Raw genomic sequence first — 15,079 nt, forward strand, 5'->3', positions numbered from 1 at the left:
ATGTTGGCGACTGGACACAACAGGCAACACGCTGAGCATGCATATCATCGCGTCGAGGCAGTTTCTTCGAGGTAACTTGGCAGGCTAAGGTGCAGCTGCGCGGACGAGGACTTCCTTCTCCCCTTGTAGGGGGAGAGGGAAACAAAACAGGGTGGGTGGAATGCCGAGGATCGATCGGGACGGCGTCGGGATCTACTATGAAGTGCACGGCGATGGGCCGCCGCTGTTGCTCACCCACGGCTATTCCTCGACCTCGGCGATGTGGCATGGGCAGATCGATGCACTCGCACGCGACCACAAACTGATCTTGTGGGACATGCGCGGCCACGGCCAGTCCGATTATCCCGATGATCCCAACGCCTACAGCGAAGGACTCACCGTCGGCGACATCGCGGCGATCCTCGATGCGGTCGGCGCCAGGCGCGCCATCATCGGCGGGCTGTCGCTCGGCGGCTACATGTCGCTTGCGTTTTATCGTGCCCACCCGCACACCGCCCGCGCACTGCTGATCATCGACACCGGTCCCGGCTTCAAGAAGGACGACGCGCGCGAGGCGTGGAATGCGCGTGCACTCGCCACCGCCGACAAGCTCGATCGCGAAGGCCTCGATGTGCTGAAAGCGGCGACACGAGAGCGCGCCACCGCCAACCATCGCAATGCCAAGGGATTGGCGCTGGCCGCGCGCGGCATGCTGACCCAGCGTGATGCCAAGGTGATGGAGCTGCTGCCCGACATAAAGGTGCCGTCGCTGATCGTGGTCGGCGCCGACGACACGCCGTTCCTGGCGGCGTCCGACTACATGGCGGCCAAGATCCCCGGCGCACAAAAAATCGTGATCCCCGCGGCAGGACACGCCGTCAACATCGATCAGCCGCAGGCTTTTGTTGACGCCGTGGAGCCTTTCCTGAAGAACTTGCCGGGATAGGCGGCGAGATGAGGATCACGGCAATGAAGCGGGCAATCCTGGCTGCAGGCGCAGCGCTTCTCTCAATGGCAGCGTCGGTGCAGGCTGAGCCGTTCGGCACAGTGCCGCCGCGCCGGCCCTTCGTCGAGACCTTGTCGAACAACACGCCCTTGGCGTTCGGGATGGATGCGGAGCAGACCGCGCACGCCCTCGGACAGCCCTTGCAATACGTCAAAGGACGCCACGGCAACGAGATCTATCTCGCCCTTCGCGACATCGGCGGCAGTGGCCTGGTGCCGTACCGCCACCGCCTGTTCCTGCAATTCCGTCATGGACGGCTGGCAGGATGGAAGGAAGATTACGGCGAGAACTGGATGTGGGAGTGAGGTCTACCTCCTCATGGTGAGGAGGCGCGCCAGCGCCGTCTCGAACCATGAAGGCCCCCGCTGCTCCAGCTCGGCCTTCCATCCTTCGAGACGCGCTGACGCGCTCCTCAGGATGAGGGAAGAGAGCTGAAATTTCAGATCGACAAGCACGAAGGACAACCCGCGTGGGACAGGACATCAAACTGACGGCATCGGACAATTTCCAGCTCGGCGCCTATCGCGCCGACCCCTCGGGCGCGCAGAAGGGCGCGGTGGTGGTGATCCAGGAGATTTTTGGCGTCAATCATCACATCCGTTCGGTCTGCGACCGCCTCGCATATGAAGGCTATGTCGCGATCGCGCCGTCGATCTTCGACCGCACCTCGCCCGGCTTCCGGTCGGGCTATACGCCCGATGAGATCGCGGAAGCGCGCAAATTCATCGCCAATCCGGATTGGGATGCGATGCTGCGCGACACGCGGGCGGCGATCGATGCGGTGAAGAGCGTCGGCCCGGTCGGCATCATCGGATTCTGCCTCGGCGGCAGCATCGCCTATGTCGCCGCGACGCGGTTGACCGGCTTGAAAGCCGCGATTGGCTATTACGGCGGCGCCGTCGTGCGCTTTGCGGACGAGAAACCGAAGGTGCCGACACAGCTGCATTTCGGCGAGCAGGACCACGGCATTCCCTTGACCGATGTCGAGACCGTCAAGGCGAAGCGGCCTGATGTCGAGGTCTTCATCTATCCGAACGCCCAGCACGGCTTCCATTGCGACGAGCGGCCGAGCTACGACAAGGCCAGCTCCGACATCGCCTGGCCGCGCAGCCTCAACTTTTTCGCGAAGCATTTGAAGTAAGGTGCACGACTCTCTCCTCCGTCATTCCGGGATGCGCCGCGAAGCGGTGCAGGCCCGGAATCCATCGGACGGCAGAGTTGGTGGCGCGATGGATTCTCTGGTGCGCAATAGCGCACCATAGCTCGCGCTCTGCGCGCCCCGGAATGACGAGAAGAGAACGGGAAACGGGTGGCTGCATCATGGCGCGCGGCGATAGAGCTGGCTGATCAAGCCAGTTCACGCCGGGAGATCGTCATGCAGCAGGCCAACACGAACATCATCATCCGCAACCCGTTCGGCACCATGGACGTGCCGGAGCCCGGTGATTCCGAAGTCGTGCACTATGCCGTATCCGCCCGGCTTGCCGGCGATGCCGCCGACGGCAATGCGGCGCATTGGGCGGCCGTTCCCGCACTCTCCGATCCGCTCGAGGGCGCCTGGGCGAGCCGCTGGAGCGGCGGCGCCGATCCGACCATCGCGGGCGATACGCCTGAGACATGGAAGCAGGGCCGCGCGGAGGTCCGTGTCGTGGGTGAGCGGATCTATCTGCGGTTCGATTGGGACAATGGCCGGCGGCACGGACTGATCGATGCGCGCCGCGAGGGCGGCGGGGATCGCCTGGTCGGGAAATACATCAACCTGACCAATCCCACGATCACGCGCCCGTGGGTCGGGTTGGTGGTCGATGCCGCGCGGATTGACGGGTGCTTTCCTAATGGGCGGCTTGATTTCAGGCGCTGAACGACGCGGGGGGAGAGTTAGAACCAGCGCTCGCCGACGAACACGGTGTCGCCGGGGCTGACGGGCGTGCCGAGCGGCACCATGGCGCGCATGGCGCCGCCGCCTTCTGTGTGGGTGACAGTCACCACGTCGCGCTTGGCGCGCGGCGAGAAACCGCCGGCGATCGCGACTGCGCTTTCGACCGTCATGTTGGGCACGTAAGGGTATTGGCCGGGCGCTGCGACTTCGCCGAGGATGAAGAACGGGCGGTAGGACTCGATCTCGACGGCGACCGAGGGCTCACGGATATAGCCGTTGCGCAGACGCGCGGCGATTTCACCGGCGAGCCCCGCCGTGGTGCGGCCGCGCGCCGGCACCGCGCCGATCAGCGGCATGGTGATGGAGCCGCCGGCATCGATGGCGTAGCTGTTGGTGAGACCTTCCTGGCCATAGACCACGACGCGCAGCTTGTCGCCGGCATCGAGGTGATAGGAGGCGTCATAGCGCACGGGCGCGGTCATCATCGGCGCGGCATAGGCGACCGGCACGGGGGCGGGACCCGCGGCAAAGGAATTGCTGAGCGCGGCAATGGCGCCGCCGCCGTTGTTGGCAACGACGACCGGCTGCGGAGCGCTATAGGGCTGGCCATAGGCCATGGTGTCGAGATCAGCGCGCGGCTGCATGTATGCAACGGGGCCGGTGGTCTGCATGCAGCCGCCCAGGGTCAGCGCGGCGGACGCTGCCATGATCGACCATCGAAACGCGCGCAGAACCCGCACCGGACCATCCCTACAAACGAGACAGCTCCACTGATGCACCTGGTATGGTTAATAAAGGGTTGAGGGGGCTCGAGAGCGACGCGGCGCGATAATGTAGCCGCGATTGCAGGTGCGCTCCCTCTCCCGCTTGCGGGAGAGGGTTGGGGAGAGGGTGCTTCCGCATAGAGACTCCCCAAGAGGAGAAAGCCCTCACCCGCCACGCTCTTCGAGCGCGTCGACCTCTCCCGCAAACGGGAGAGGTGCAGCGGCGCTTGTGGCGCGACCGAGCGCTTACGCGCTCACGCCCCCACCGATGGGACACGACACGCCGGTGCCGCCGAGGCCGCAATAACCGGCGGGATTCTTCGCCAGATATTGCTGCTGATAGTCCTCGGCGAAATAGAATTCGCCGGCCGGCGCGATCTCGGTGGTGATGGCGCCGAGGCCCTTTGCAGCGAGCGCCTTCCGATAGAGCGCCTTCGGCTCGAAGGCGGCCGTCTTCTGCGCATCGGAGTAAGTGTAGATCGCGCTTCGGTACTGCGTGCCGACGTCGTTGCCCTGGCGCATGCCCGGCTCAGTCCCGGGAATAGCCGATCAGCGGCTTGCGCGGACGGAACAGGATCATCAGCAAAATGCCGAGGAGGCCGAGGACGGCGAAAACCGGCTGGTCCAGCACCACGCGGATCACCGAGGTCCAGAGCCAGGGCGCCTTGGCCTCGACCCAGGTCCGGAATGCGGACTGGCTGGTCTGGTGGATGTCGTTCCAGAACTGGCCGAATCGGGTGAAGCGCAGGGTCTGGTCGGCCACCCAGCGGGCGCCGTCATAGACCATGAAGAAGAACCCGCCGGCCAGCAGCAGCAGCCCAATCAGTCGGAAAAAGCCGCGGATCATGCCTCACCCCAAATGGTCGTCCGGTCGGACGACCCAAGAAACGCCGTCGAAATGCCGTCAGCCAATAGCCGGGAGACGGCAGAAATTCAACCTCATCAGGGCGTTACAGCCCGCCCGTGGAACGCCGAGGGCCTGTTTTCCGGGCCTGGAAAGCGTTGACGGTGCCAAAGACCCCCTCTATAAGGGCGCCAACTGGCGGCGGGCGCAATCCTGCCGCCGCTGTTCTTTGAGCAGTTGCAGGCTCTTTCGAGCCTCAGAGATGGCCGCAAGGCTGTCGCTCATGTTCCGGGAACGGCCCAGCAACCGAACACCCTAAATCCGAGCGTCGATTACGCGGTCAAGCTGCCGGCGCTACCCGACCAAGACGCGACCGGTACCGCAAAGGACATTGAGACCATGGCCAATACCACTTCCGCCAAGAAAGCGACGCGCAAGATCGCCCGCCGCACTGCCGTCAACAAGTCGCGCCGCACCCAGATGCGCGGTGCCGTGCGTAACGTCGAGGAAGCCATCGCGACCGGCGATCGGGCCGCCGCCGTCAAGGCGCTGGCCAATGCCGAGCCCGCGCTGATGCGCGCCGCGCAGCGCAACATCATTCACAAGAACAACGCCAGCCGCAAAGTCTCGCGCCTCACCGCGCAGATCGCCAAGCTCGCGAAGTAAGCTCGCCAGACGATTGACGATCCGATCGGGTCATTCGATCGGCTGAAGCAATCGAACATCGCGTTCTCAATCAGCCCGGCTTCGTGCCGGGCTTTTTGTTGCGGGTCCTTTGTTGACTGTCACAATTCGCTCTTGCGCGTCGTTGGGTGACCAATCTTCCATTGGAAGAGTCCGGTCGCCTTCCCTATGGTGCGCCGGTAATTTTGCCTCCCGGTGTTTTTGCAACAGCCGAAACTTTCACTGCGCTGCGAAAAGCCGCTGCGGGGCGGGGCTAAGTTGCATTCTCGCGCGCGCGAGTTCTGCACACCGTAGTTTCACCGGACATGTTTCGCTGCGGGGTTACCCTGCGAAACGAGACTCAAAAAACGGTGTCTCGCTAATCACTTATCGACATAGTGGTGCCAAGCATTTGGAAAATTCGCGTGCACGGCACACGCGTGACGCTTTTGTAAAAAATTTTTGGCGGTGTGGGAGTCGTTGTCACATGACGTGCCGCATTTTCGAATCTGTGCACGAATCCAGAAACTTGCTCCGAAGCCTGTGAACAACTCCCGCGCGGCGTTAACGCAGATCAAGTTTTTAATCGCCTCAAGTGTGAATCAATTCCGTTGCGAGTCTTTCCGCTTAGTGTATTTCTTAAGTCGTTCGCGGCGCCCACGATCTTGAGACCAGCGCGGTTTTAGAAACGGGGCGAGCGTGCAAATCGGCGGCGGTGTGCACGTAGGCGACGCTTCATCAAGCGATTGTCGGTTCAAAACCCACAGCAATGTGGGAATGGTAGTTCTTTGTCTGAATGTCTCCAAGCGGGATCTTATGCATCCCACTCGCGCCAGGCGCAAATGAGAGATGTCGTAAAGCTACCCCGATACGCATGATGGCGTAGCCGAGCGGACGAACAGTGCAGACGGGCGGGGCATCAGCGACTTTGATCGCGGTTGTCTTCAAGACACGCAGGACCTTGCCGTGAGCAATCACGGCAGGACGGGGAGGGATCATGTCTTACGAACTCAACGCGGTATTGAATCACGTTTCCCATTCCAATGATGCCGTTCTGGATTCGTCGGACCTTCATCCCCCCGCGTGTGACGAGGCGCTGAGTACGCGCTGACCTCGCGAACCATCCATCTCTGACATCGCTGATCTGACCCGCGGCGTTCCCGCCGAGCGGTCGAGCTATGCCCGAAGATGGACTCGCTTGAGGTCGCGCCATTGCAGATGTCCTGGCAGGAACTCTGCATGGCCCAACAACGCAACCTTATCTCTCGAGAAAAGTTTTCAAATGATGACGACATCGGAACAGGATCGCTGGTCACGCGTGAAGAGTCGGCTGCGCTCGAACGTTGGCGAAGACGTCTATACGAGCTGGTTTGCGCGCATGGATCTGGAAGGCGTGCAGGAGGAAAGCGTGCGGCTCTCGGTCCCGACCCGCTTCCTGAAGAGCTGGATCCAGGCCCATTATGCCGAGCGCGTGCTGTCGTGCTGGCAGGCCGAGATGCCGGAGGTGCATCGCATCGATCTCACGGTTCGCTCCGCGGTGCGCCCCGTGGTGCAGGCGAAGGAAGCCCCGGCTGCGGTCGAAACGCGCCGTGCGCCTGCGCCCGAGCTGCGCTCGACCGCGACTGCGCCGGTCTCCGCCAATCATGATGCGCTCGGCGGCTCGCCGCTCGATCCGCGCCTGACCTTTGCGAGCTTCGTCGTCGGCCGCTCCAACACGCTGGCCCATGCCGCCGCGCGTCAGGTCGCCGAAGGACGCCGCGGCGATCCCGTCATGTTCAACCCGCTCTACATCCACGCCGGCGTTGGCCTCGGCAAGACGCATCTGTTGCAGGCGGTGACCTGGGCCGGCAATTCCGGCAACGAGCGCAAGGTGCTCTATCTCACCGCGGAAAAATTCATGTACGGCTTCGTCGCTGCGCTGAAGACGCAGACGGCGCTCGCCTTCAAGGAAGCGCTGCGCGGCATCGACGTGCTCGTCATCGACGATCTGCAGTTCCTGCAGGGCAAGTCGACCCAGGCCGAATTCTGTCACACGCTGAACGCGCTGATCGATGCCGGCCGTCAGGTCGTGATCGCGGCCGACCGTCCGCCGTCCGATCTCGAAAGCCTCGATGACCGCGTCCGCTCGCGGCTGGCCGGCGGCCTCGTGGTCGAGATGGGTTCGCTCGGCGAAGAGCTGCGCCACGGCATCCTCAAGTCGCGCGTCGCAGCCGCCCGCGCCCATCATGCAACATTCGAGGTGCCCGAGGAGGTGCTGACCTATCTGGCGCGCGCCATCACCCATAACGGCCGCGACCTCGAGGGCGCGATCAACCGTCTGCTGGCGCACTCGAAGCTCAACAACCGGCCGGTGACGCTGGAAATGGCCGAACACGAGGTCCGCGACCTGATCCGGCCGCAGGAGCCGAAGCGGATCAAGATCGAGGACATCCAGCGCGTGGTGGCACGGCAGTATAATGTCAGCCGCTCCGACCTCCTGTCCTCGCGCCGCACCGCCAATGTGGTGCGTCCGCGCCAGGTGGCGATGTATCTCGCCAAGACGCTGACCCTGCGCTCGCTCCCCGAGATCGGCCGCCGTTTCGGTGGTCGCGACCACACCACCGTGCTGCACGCCGTGCGCAAGATCGAGGCACTGGTTTCCAAGGACAATGCGCTGTCCGAGGAGGTCGAGTCGCTCAAGCGCCAGCTTCAGGAATAAACGCCTAGCGCTCCTGCCATTCTCCCGCCGCCCTGGCCATGCCTGGGCGGCGGTCGCGTTTTTGCCGGTAAATCGTGGGGAACTGCCTCCCGATCCCTTGAATCCCATGGCTATCCGAGCCACCTTGCGCGACCCTGACGGCTTTGGTCATATCGGCTCGATGACCCGGCTTCCGGGGTCTTCGGTGCCGCGGCGCGCTTTCCTCCGCCCGGCTTTTTCCATCTTTGGGGATCGGGCGAGTAGTGCAATGAAGGTTACGGTCGAACGCGCGCAACTCCTGAAGTCGCTGGGCCATGTCCATCGCGTGGTCGAGCGCCGCAACACGATTCCGATCCTGGGCAACGTGCTGGTCCGCGCCGAGAACGCCAAATTGTCGCTGAAGGCGACCGACCTCGACCTCGAGGTAACGGAGACGCTGCCGGCGGAAACTGCGACCGCGGGCTCGACCACGGTGCCGGCGCACATGTTCTACGACATCGTGCGCAAGCTGCCGGACGGTTCGCAGATCGTGCTGGAAGCCGATGGCGACCGCGCCGTGCTGGCGATCCGCGCCGGCCGCTCGCGCTTCACGCTGCAGACCCTGCCGGAGAACGACTTCCCGGATCTCGCCACCGGCGACCTGTCGCATTCGTTCTCACTCGCCGCCAAGGACGTCAAGCGGCTGATCGACCGCACCCAGTTCGCGATCTCGACCGAAGAGACGCGCTATTATCTCAACGGCATCTATCTGCATGCCGCCGGCACGGCGAAAGCCGCGACCCTGCGCGGCGTCGCCACCGACGGCCACCGCCTCGCCCAGCTCGATCTGGTCCAGCCCAAGGGCGCCGAGGGCATGCCCGGCGTGATCGTGCCGCGCAAGACCGTCGGCGAGGTGCAGCGCCTGATCGAGGACAGCGAGGCCGAGGTCACGATCGAGCTGTCGCAGGCCAAGATCCGCTTCACCATTGGCAATGTGGTGCTGACCTCGAAGCTGATCGACGGCACCTTCCCCGATTACGGCCGCGTCATTCCGCAAGGCAACGACAAGGAGCTCGTCGTCGACAAGAAGGACTTCGAGAACGCGGTCGACCGTGTCTCCACCATCTCCAGCGAGCGCGGCCGCGCGGTGAAACTGTCGCTGTCGCCGGGCAAGCTGGTGCTGTCGGTGACCAATCCGGATTCCGGCAGCGCCACCGAAGAGATCGAGGTCGAGTACGCCTCCGACGCGCTCGATATCGGCTTCAACTCGCGCTACCTCCTCGACATCGCCGCCCAGATCGAAGGCGACGTCGCCACCCTGAAGCTCGCCGACCCCGGCTCGCCGACCCTGGTGCAAGACCGCGACGACAAGAGCGCCCTGTACGTGCTGATGCCGATGCGGGTGTGAGGGGAGCTCTCTCGACCATCCATCGGAGCCGTAGGGTGGGCAAAGCTTGCGCCGTAGCTCGAAGAGCGAAGGTGAAAGCGTGCCCACCATGCAGCGGCACGGATGATCGCGGCGAGACGTGGGCACGGCGCGCGCAGAGCGCGCTTTTGCCCACCCTACGGCATACTCCCGCAAAGGGAGAGCGCGCGTCCACGACAAAGAACTCATGACCCCCTCCCGCATTCATCGACTGACGCTGACGCATTTTCGGAATTATCGGGCGGCGGGGCTCGAGACGGCGGCTGACATGGTGGCGCTGGTCGGGCCGAACGGGGCGGGCAAGACCAATTGCATCGAGGCGATCTCGTTTCTCTCGCCAGGACGGGGCTTAAGGCGCGCCACGCTGGAGGATGTCGCGGACAACCAGGGCGATGGTTCCTGGGCGGTGTCCGCGCAGGTCGAGGGCGCGCTGGGGCTCGCCACGCTCGGCACCGGGATCGATCCGCCCGGCGCAGACAGTGCGGTGAGCCGGCGCTGCCGCATCGACCGCGAGCCGGCGAATTCGGCGGCGGCCTTTGGCGACCATATCCGCATGGTGTGGCTGACGCCGGCGATGGACGGGCTGTTCATGGGCGCGGGCTCGGAGCGGCGCCGCTTCTTCGACCGCCTGGTGCTGGCGCTCGACAGCGAGCATTCCAGCCGCATCAACGCGCTCGAACGTTCGCTGCGCTCGCGCAATCGCCTGCTCGAGACCCGCAATTACGACGACCATTGGTGTGACGCGATCGAACGCGAGACCGCCGAGCTCGCGGTTGCGGTCGCCGCAACGCGCGGCCAGACCGCGGCGCGGCTCACCGGCATGTTGAACGCGCGCGCACAGCAATCCACGTTTCCGTCGGCGCAGATCGCGCTCGACGGCTGGATGGAGAACGCGCTGCTGACCGAGACCGCGACCTCGGTCGAGGACCGCTACCGCCAGATCCTGCGCGACAACCGCCCGCGCGACGCCATCGCCGGCCGCACCACCGACGGCCCGCATCTCACCGATCTCCAGGTGATCTATGCGCCGAAAAGCATGCCGGCGCGCGACGCGTCCACCGGCGAGCAGAAGGCGCTGCTGATTGGGCTGGTGCTGGCGCATGCGACGCTGGTCGCCGAGATGACCGGCATCGTGCCGCTCTTGCTGCTCGACGAGGTCGTCGCCCATCTCGATCCGAACCGCCGCGCCGCGCTGTTCGACGAGCTGCGCAAGCTCGGCGCGCAGGTGTGGCTGACCGGCGCGGACCCGGCTGCGTTTGCCGAGATCGGCGCCGGCGGCGAAGTCTTTGACGTCGAGAGCGGACGCGTTTCGGCCCGGCGATAGCTGCATTGTTGAACCTGCCTTGTTCAGGCCGCGACTAGTTCTGCGAGGCCGCGCCGGCGGTGTCGCAGCCGTTGCAATCGCGCGATCGACACGCGCGATTTCCTTGGAGAGAGACCATGACAACGGTAAGGCACGGGACGAAAGTTCCGGCACGATGGCGGCTGTTCGTGTGCGGCCTCGCTCTCTTCCGAAACAGCGCCCCGGAACGCCCTGCCCGCTCCCGGAAAATCCACGCCTTTGGAGCCTGAAAATGCTGCCTCGAATCGGGCTTTTCGCGAGCCCCGGAATCGACCTTCGAACACCTTGAAATCTGGCCAGAAAACCCTATCTGCTCAAAGGGTTGCCGGAGGACACTTTGCGCTATGCGCAACCCCTCTTTCATGGCACAAATAGCATCCAATCAGCGCCTTTTGCGCGGCTGATTCGGGCGACATCTCGAAGGCCTCTCATGACAGAACCTGCTCGGCAGCCCGCTGCCGAAAACGAGCCCTCCACCGCGAGCGAATACGGCGCGGAATCGATCCGCGTGCTCAAGGGGCTCGATGCCGTCCGCAAGCGTCCCGGCATGTATATCGGCGACACCGATGACGGCTCGGGCCTGCACCACATGGTGTACGAGGTCGTCGACAACGCGATCGACGAAGCGTTGGCGGGCCACGCCTCGCGCGTCGACGTCGTGCTCAATGCCGACAATTCCGTCACCGTGCGCGACGATGGCCGCGGCATTCCGGTCGACATCCACAAGGGCGAAGGCATCTCGGCGGCCGAGGTCATCATGACCCAGCTCCATGCCGGCGGAAAATTCGACCAGAATTCCTACAAGGTCTCCGGCGGCCTGCACGGCGTCGGCGTCTCTGTCGTCAACGCGCTCTCGAGCAAGCTCGGCTTGCGCATCTGGCGCGATGACAAGGAGCACTACATCGAGTTCGCCCATGGCGATGCCGTTGCACCGCTGAAGGTCGTCGGCGATGCGCCGGGCCGGCGCGGCACCGAGGTGACGTTCCAGGCCTCGACCGAGACCTTCAAGAACATCGAGTATGATTTCGCGACGCTGGAGCACCGGCTGCGCGAGCTCGCCTTCCTCAATTCCGGCGTCAACATCGCTCTCTCCGACATGCGTCACGCGGTCGAGAAGCGCGAGGAGATGCACTATTCCGGCGGCGTCGAGGAATTCGTCAAATATCTCGACCGCAACAAGAAGGCGATCGTGCCGGCGCCGATCATGGTGCGCGCGGAAGCCAACGGCATCGGCGTCGAGGCCGCATTGTGGTGGAACGACAGCTACCACGAGAACGTGCTGTGCTTCACCAACAACATCCCGCAGCGCGACGGCGGCACCCATCTCGCCGGCTTCCGGGGCGCGCTGACGCGCCAGGTCAACGGCTATGCCGAGGCTAATGCGAAAAGGGAAAAGATCGCGCTGACCGGCGACGACTGCCGCGAAGGCTTGACCGCCGTGCTGTCGGTGAAGGTGCCGGACCCGAAATTTTCGTCGCAGACCAAGGACAAGCTGGTGTCCTCGGAAGTGCGCCCGGTGGTCGAGAACGTGCTCAACGAGGCGCTCCAGGCCTGGTTCGAGGAGCACCCTTCTGAAGCCAAGATGATCGTCGGCAAGGTGATCCAGGCCGCCGCCGCCCGCGAAGCGGCGCGAAAAGCGCGCGAACTGACGCGCAAAAGCCCGCTCTCGGTCTCCTCGCTGCCCGGCAAGCTCGCCGACTGCCAGGAAAAGGATCCCGCCAAGTCCGAACTCTTCATCGTCGAGGGTGACTCGGCAGGCGGCAGCGCCAAGCAGGGCCGCAACCGCGAATTCCAGGCGGTTCTGCCGCTGCGCGGCAAGATCCTCAACGTGGAGCGCGTCCGCCCCGACAAGATGCTGGGCAGCGAGCAGATCGGCACGCTGATCACCGCGCTCGGCACCGGCATCAGCGACGAGTTCTCGATCGAGAAGCTGCGCTATCACAAGATCATCGTGATGACGGACGCCGACGTCGACGGCGCCCACATCCGCACGCTGCTGCTGACTTTCTTCTACCGGCAGATGCGCGACATCATCGACGGCGGCTATCTCTATATCGCGCAGCCGCCGCTTTATAAGGTCAACCGCGGCAAGTCCGAGCAGTACCTGAAGGACGAACGGGCGCTGGAAGACTATCTGATCGACACCGGGCTCGACGACTGCGTGTTCATTCCCGGCAACGGCGGCGATCGCACCGGCCGCGATTTGCGTTCACTGGTCGACGACGCCCGCGTCGTCCGCAGCATCCTGCGCAACCTCCACAGCCGCTACAATCGCAAGGTGATCGAGCAGGCCGCCATCACCGGCGTGCTTAACAAGGCGATCTACGGCGATCCTGGGAAGGCCGCAGCAGCGGCGCAATACATCGCCGGTCGGCTGGACAACCAGGCCGAGGAGGTCGAGCGCGGCTGGGGCGGTCAGTACGTCGAAGGTCAGGGCTTCCAGTTCGAGCGCACGGTGCGCGGCGTCAAGGAAGTCGCCTTGATCGACGACGCTTTCCTGGGTTCGGTCGAAGCCCGCAAGCTCGACGAATACACGGTGAAGCTCCAGGACGTTTATGCCCGCCCCGGCAATCTGCGGCGCAAGGACGTGGAGCACATGGTCTACGGGCCGGTTGATCTGTTCGAGGCCGTCACCGACGCGGGCCGCAAGGGCGTTACGCTACAGCGGTACAAAGGGCTGGGCGAGATGAACCCGGAACAGCTCTGGGAGACGACGCTGGATGTCGATGCGCGCTCACTGCTCCAGGTGAAGGTCAAGGAGGTCGACGAGGCCGACGACATCTTCACCAAGCTGATGGGCGACGTCGTCGAGCCGCGCCGCGACTTCATTCAGGAACATTCGCTCAGCGCGACGATCGATATCTGAGGCGGATGGCTTTGGCCGCGCTCTAGCCAGGCGCTCGCTGTAACCTCTCCCGCTTGCGGGAGAGGTCGGCGCGAAGCGCCGGGTGAGGGCTTTCTCCTCGCGTGGATATTCTCCGTAAATTTCGACAATCCCATCGCGGAAACACCCTCTCCCCGGCCCTCCCCCGCAAGCGGGGGAGGGAGCGCACCGCCTTCGCAGCAACCCTCAAGCCCGAATTGCTACCGCGCTCAATTCCCTATAGTTTCCGCCTCCAAAGCAGCCCGCCCCAACCCAACAGGACGGAGAGATCCCCGTGGCGCCCATCCAATACATCGTCGAGGGCGGTCAGCGGCTCTCGGGCTCGATTGAGCCGGCCGGCAACAAGAACTCGGCGCTGCCGATCATCGCGGCCGCACTGCTCACCGAGCATCCGGTGACGCTGGAGAACGTGCCGCGGATCCGCGACACCGAGACGCTGGTCGAGCTGATCCGCTCGGTCGGCGCGTCCGCGGAATGGACCGCCCGCAACACGCTTCACATCCACGCCAAGAGCATCCGCGCCGCCGATCTCGATCCCGAGCTCTGCGTCCGCATCCGCGCCTCGATCCTGCTCGCGGGCCCCCTGCTCGCCCGTTGCGGCGAGGTGATGCTGCCGCCGCCCGGCGGCGACGTCATCGGCCGGCGCCGGCTCGACACCCATGTGCTCGCACTGGAACAGCTTGGCGCCAAGGTCACCGCGACCGACCGTCTCGAATTCCGCGCGCCAAAGCTCACCGGCGCCGACGTGTTCCTGGACGAGCCGAGCGTCACCGCGACCGAGAATGCGCTGGTTGCCGCCGTAGCGGCTGACGGCGTCACTTACTTGCGCAACGCGGCCTCCGAGCCGCATGTGCAGGACCTCGCCAATTTCCTGGTCGCGCTCGGCGCGAAGATCGAGGGCATCGGCACCAACACCATGATCGTGCATGGGCCGGCGACGCTGGGGGAAGCGACCTACAGGATTCAGCCCGACCATATCGAGGTCGGCTCGCTGATCGGTCTCGCCGCAGTGACGCGCTCGCCCTTGCGCATCACGCGCGCCGGCGTCGAGCATCTGCGCTCGATCCGCATGGGCTTTGAGCGGCTCGGCATCGTCTGCCGCGTCGAGGGTGACGATCTCATCGTGCCCTCGAACCAGACGATGAAGATCCAGGACGACTTTGGCGGCCACGTACCGAAGCTGGAGGACCAGCCCTGGCCGGCCTTCCCGGCCGATCTGATGTCGATCGCAATCGTCACCGCTACGCAATGCGAAGGCGTGATCCTGATGTTCGAGAAGATGTTCGAGTCGCGGATGTTCTTCGTCGACAAGCTGATCGGAATGGGCGCGCGTATAGTGCTGTGCGATCCGCATCGCGCCATCATCGCAGGGCCAAGCCGGCTGCACGGCGCGACGTTGAGCTCGCCCGATATCCGCGCCGGCATGGCGATGCTGCTCGCCGCCGTGTGCGCCGAAGGCACTTCCACCATCAACAACGCCGACCAGATCGAGCGCGGCTACGAGCGCATCGACGAACGGCTGAACGCGCTGGGTGCGAAGATCCGGCGCGTGCCGGAACGGAAGGGCTAATCTATTTTCTTCCTTCTCCCCCTTGTGGGAGAAGGTGGTGCTTAGCGCGCCGGATGAGGAGTATCT

12 protein-coding genes and 1 pseudogene are annotated in these 15,079 nt (G+C 64.4%); 10 read left to right on the forward strand and 3 right to left on the reverse strand.

Annotated features, from left to right (window positions below):
* Positions 1-160 precede the first annotated feature (160 nt).
* The 4 genes from YUA_RS0115325 (at position 161) to YUA_RS0115345 (ending at position 2,846) form a co-directional block, all read left to right on the forward strand.
* Entirely contained in the window at positions 161-925 is a 765-nt protein-coding gene (locus tag YUA_RS0115325; RefSeq protein ID WP_027531504.1) for an alpha/beta fold hydrolase, read from the forward strand.
* 23 nt (positions 926-948) lie between these two features.
* On the forward strand, positions 949-1,290 hold the full coding sequence (locus YUA_RS0115330) for a hypothetical protein (protein ID WP_027531505.1): 342 nt from the start codon (positions 949-951) through the stop codon (positions 1,288-1,290).
* A 164-nt stretch (positions 1,291-1,454) separates the two neighbouring features.
* Positions 1,455-2,126, forward strand: a complete 672-nt coding sequence (locus YUA_RS0115340) for a dienelactone hydrolase family protein (protein ID WP_027531506.1) — start codon at positions 1,455-1,457, stop codon at positions 2,124-2,126.
* Positions 2,127-2,360: 234 nt separating this feature from the next.
* Entirely contained in the window at positions 2,361-2,846 is a 486-nt protein-coding gene (locus YUA_RS0115345) for a hypothetical protein (RefSeq protein ID WP_027531507.1), read from the forward strand.
* 17 nt (positions 2,847-2,863) lie between these two features.
* Here the strand turns inward: YUA_RS0115345 and YUA_RS0115350 are convergent, their stop codons facing one another.
* The 3 genes and pseudogenes from YUA_RS0115350 to YUA_RS0115360 form a co-directional block, all read right to left on the reverse strand.
* Positions 2,864-3,571 (reverse strand): polysaccharide biosynthesis/export family protein, encoded by a 708-nt coding sequence (locus tag YUA_RS0115350; RefSeq protein WP_198029426.1) that lies wholly within the window; start codon positions 3,569-3,571, stop codon positions 2,864-2,866.
* A 303-nt stretch (positions 3,572-3,874) separates the two neighbouring features.
* Positions 3,875-4,153: pseudogene (locus tag YUA_RS44030) on the reverse strand (peptide-methionine (S)-S-oxide reductase); the annotation flags it as partial.
* A 4-nt stretch (positions 4,154-4,157) separates the two neighbouring features.
* Positions 4,158-4,475, reverse strand: coding sequence for a hypothetical protein (locus YUA_RS0115360; protein ID WP_027531509.1), 318 nt, complete (start codon positions 4,473-4,475; stop codon positions 4,158-4,160).
* A 396-nt stretch (positions 4,476-4,871) separates the two neighbouring features.
* On the opposite strand from YUA_RS0115360, the gene rpsT reads away from it, so the two are divergent.
* From rpsT to murA, 6 genes are all read left to right on the forward strand, one after another.
* Positions 4,872-5,138, forward strand: a complete 267-nt coding sequence (rpsT, locus tag YUA_RS0115365; RefSeq protein ID WP_018319466.1) for a 30S ribosomal protein S20 — start codon at positions 4,872-4,874, stop codon at positions 5,136-5,138.
* Positions 5,139-6,420: 1,282 nt separating this feature from the next.
* Positions 6,421-7,833, forward strand: a complete 1,413-nt coding sequence (gene dnaA, locus YUA_RS0115370) for a chromosomal replication initiator protein DnaA (protein WP_027531510.1) — start codon at positions 6,421-6,423, stop codon at positions 7,831-7,833.
* Positions 7,834-8,080: 247 nt separating this feature from the next.
* Positions 8,081-9,199, forward strand: a complete 1,119-nt coding sequence (dnaN, locus tag YUA_RS0115375) for a DNA polymerase III subunit beta (RefSeq protein ID WP_027531511.1) — start codon at positions 8,081-8,083, stop codon at positions 9,197-9,199.
* A gap of 205 nt (positions 9,200-9,404) precedes the next feature.
* The gene (gene recF / locus YUA_RS0115380; protein WP_027531512.1) at positions 9,405-10,541 is read left to right on the forward strand and encodes a DNA replication/repair protein RecF; all 1,137 of its coding nucleotides are present in this window, start codon (positions 9,405-9,407) and stop codon (positions 10,539-10,541) included.
* A gap of 448 nt (positions 10,542-10,989) precedes the next feature.
* Positions 10,990-13,425 carry a DNA topoisomerase (ATP-hydrolyzing) subunit B gene (gene gyrB, locus YUA_RS0115385; protein WP_027531513.1) on the forward strand — a complete coding sequence of 812 codons (2,436 nt, stop codon included), beginning with the start codon at positions 10,990-10,992 and terminating at the stop codon, positions 13,423-13,425.
* A gap of 292 nt (positions 13,426-13,717) precedes the next feature.
* Entirely contained in the window at positions 13,718-15,013 is a 1,296-nt protein-coding gene (murA, locus tag YUA_RS0115390; protein WP_027531514.1) for a UDP-N-acetylglucosamine 1-carboxyvinyltransferase, read from the forward strand.
* The last annotated feature ends 66 nt before the right edge of the window (positions 15,014-15,079 follow it).

Source organism: Bradyrhizobium sp. WSM3983 (assembly GCF_000473045.1).
Taxonomy (GTDB): domain Bacteria; phylum Pseudomonadota; class Alphaproteobacteria; order Rhizobiales; family Xanthobacteraceae; genus Bradyrhizobium.

Bases quoted from the DNA above. Each gene is read 5' to 3' on its own strand.
- dnaA (WP_027531510.1), top strand. From the start codon at position 6,421: ATGACGACATCGGAACAGGATCGCTGGTCACGCGTGAAGAGTCGGCTG.
- YUA_RS0115330 (WP_027531505.1), top strand. From the start codon at position 949: ATGAAGCGGGCAATCCTGGCTGCAGGCGCAGCGCTTCTCTCAATGGCA.
- YUA_RS0115325 (WP_027531504.1), top strand. From the start codon at position 161: ATGCCGAGGATCGATCGGGACGGCGTCGGGATCTACTATGAAGTGCAC.
- YUA_RS0115360 (WP_027531509.1), bottom strand. From the start codon at position 4,475: ATGATCCGCGGCTTTTTCCGACTGATTGGGCTGCTGCTGCTGGCCGGC.
- YUA_RS0115345 (WP_027531507.1), top strand. From the start codon at position 2,361: ATGCAGCAGGCCAACACGAACATCATCATCCGCAACCCGTTCGGCACC.
- dnaN (WP_027531511.1), top strand. From the start codon at position 8,081: ATGAAGGTTACGGTCGAACGCGCGCAACTCCTGAAGTCGCTGGGCCAT.
- YUA_RS0115350 (WP_198029426.1), bottom strand. From the start codon at position 3,571: ATGGCAGCGTCCGCCGCGCTGACCCTGGGCGGCTGCATGCAGACCACC.
- gyrB (WP_027531513.1), top strand. From the start codon at position 10,990: ATGACAGAACCTGCTCGGCAGCCCGCTGCCGAAAACGAGCCCTCCACC.
- rpsT (WP_018319466.1), top strand. From the start codon at position 4,872: ATGGCCAATACCACTTCCGCCAAGAAAGCGACGCGCAAGATCGCCCGC.
- recF (WP_027531512.1), top strand. From the start codon at position 9,405: ATGACCCCCTCCCGCATTCATCGACTGACGCTGACGCATTTTCGGAAT.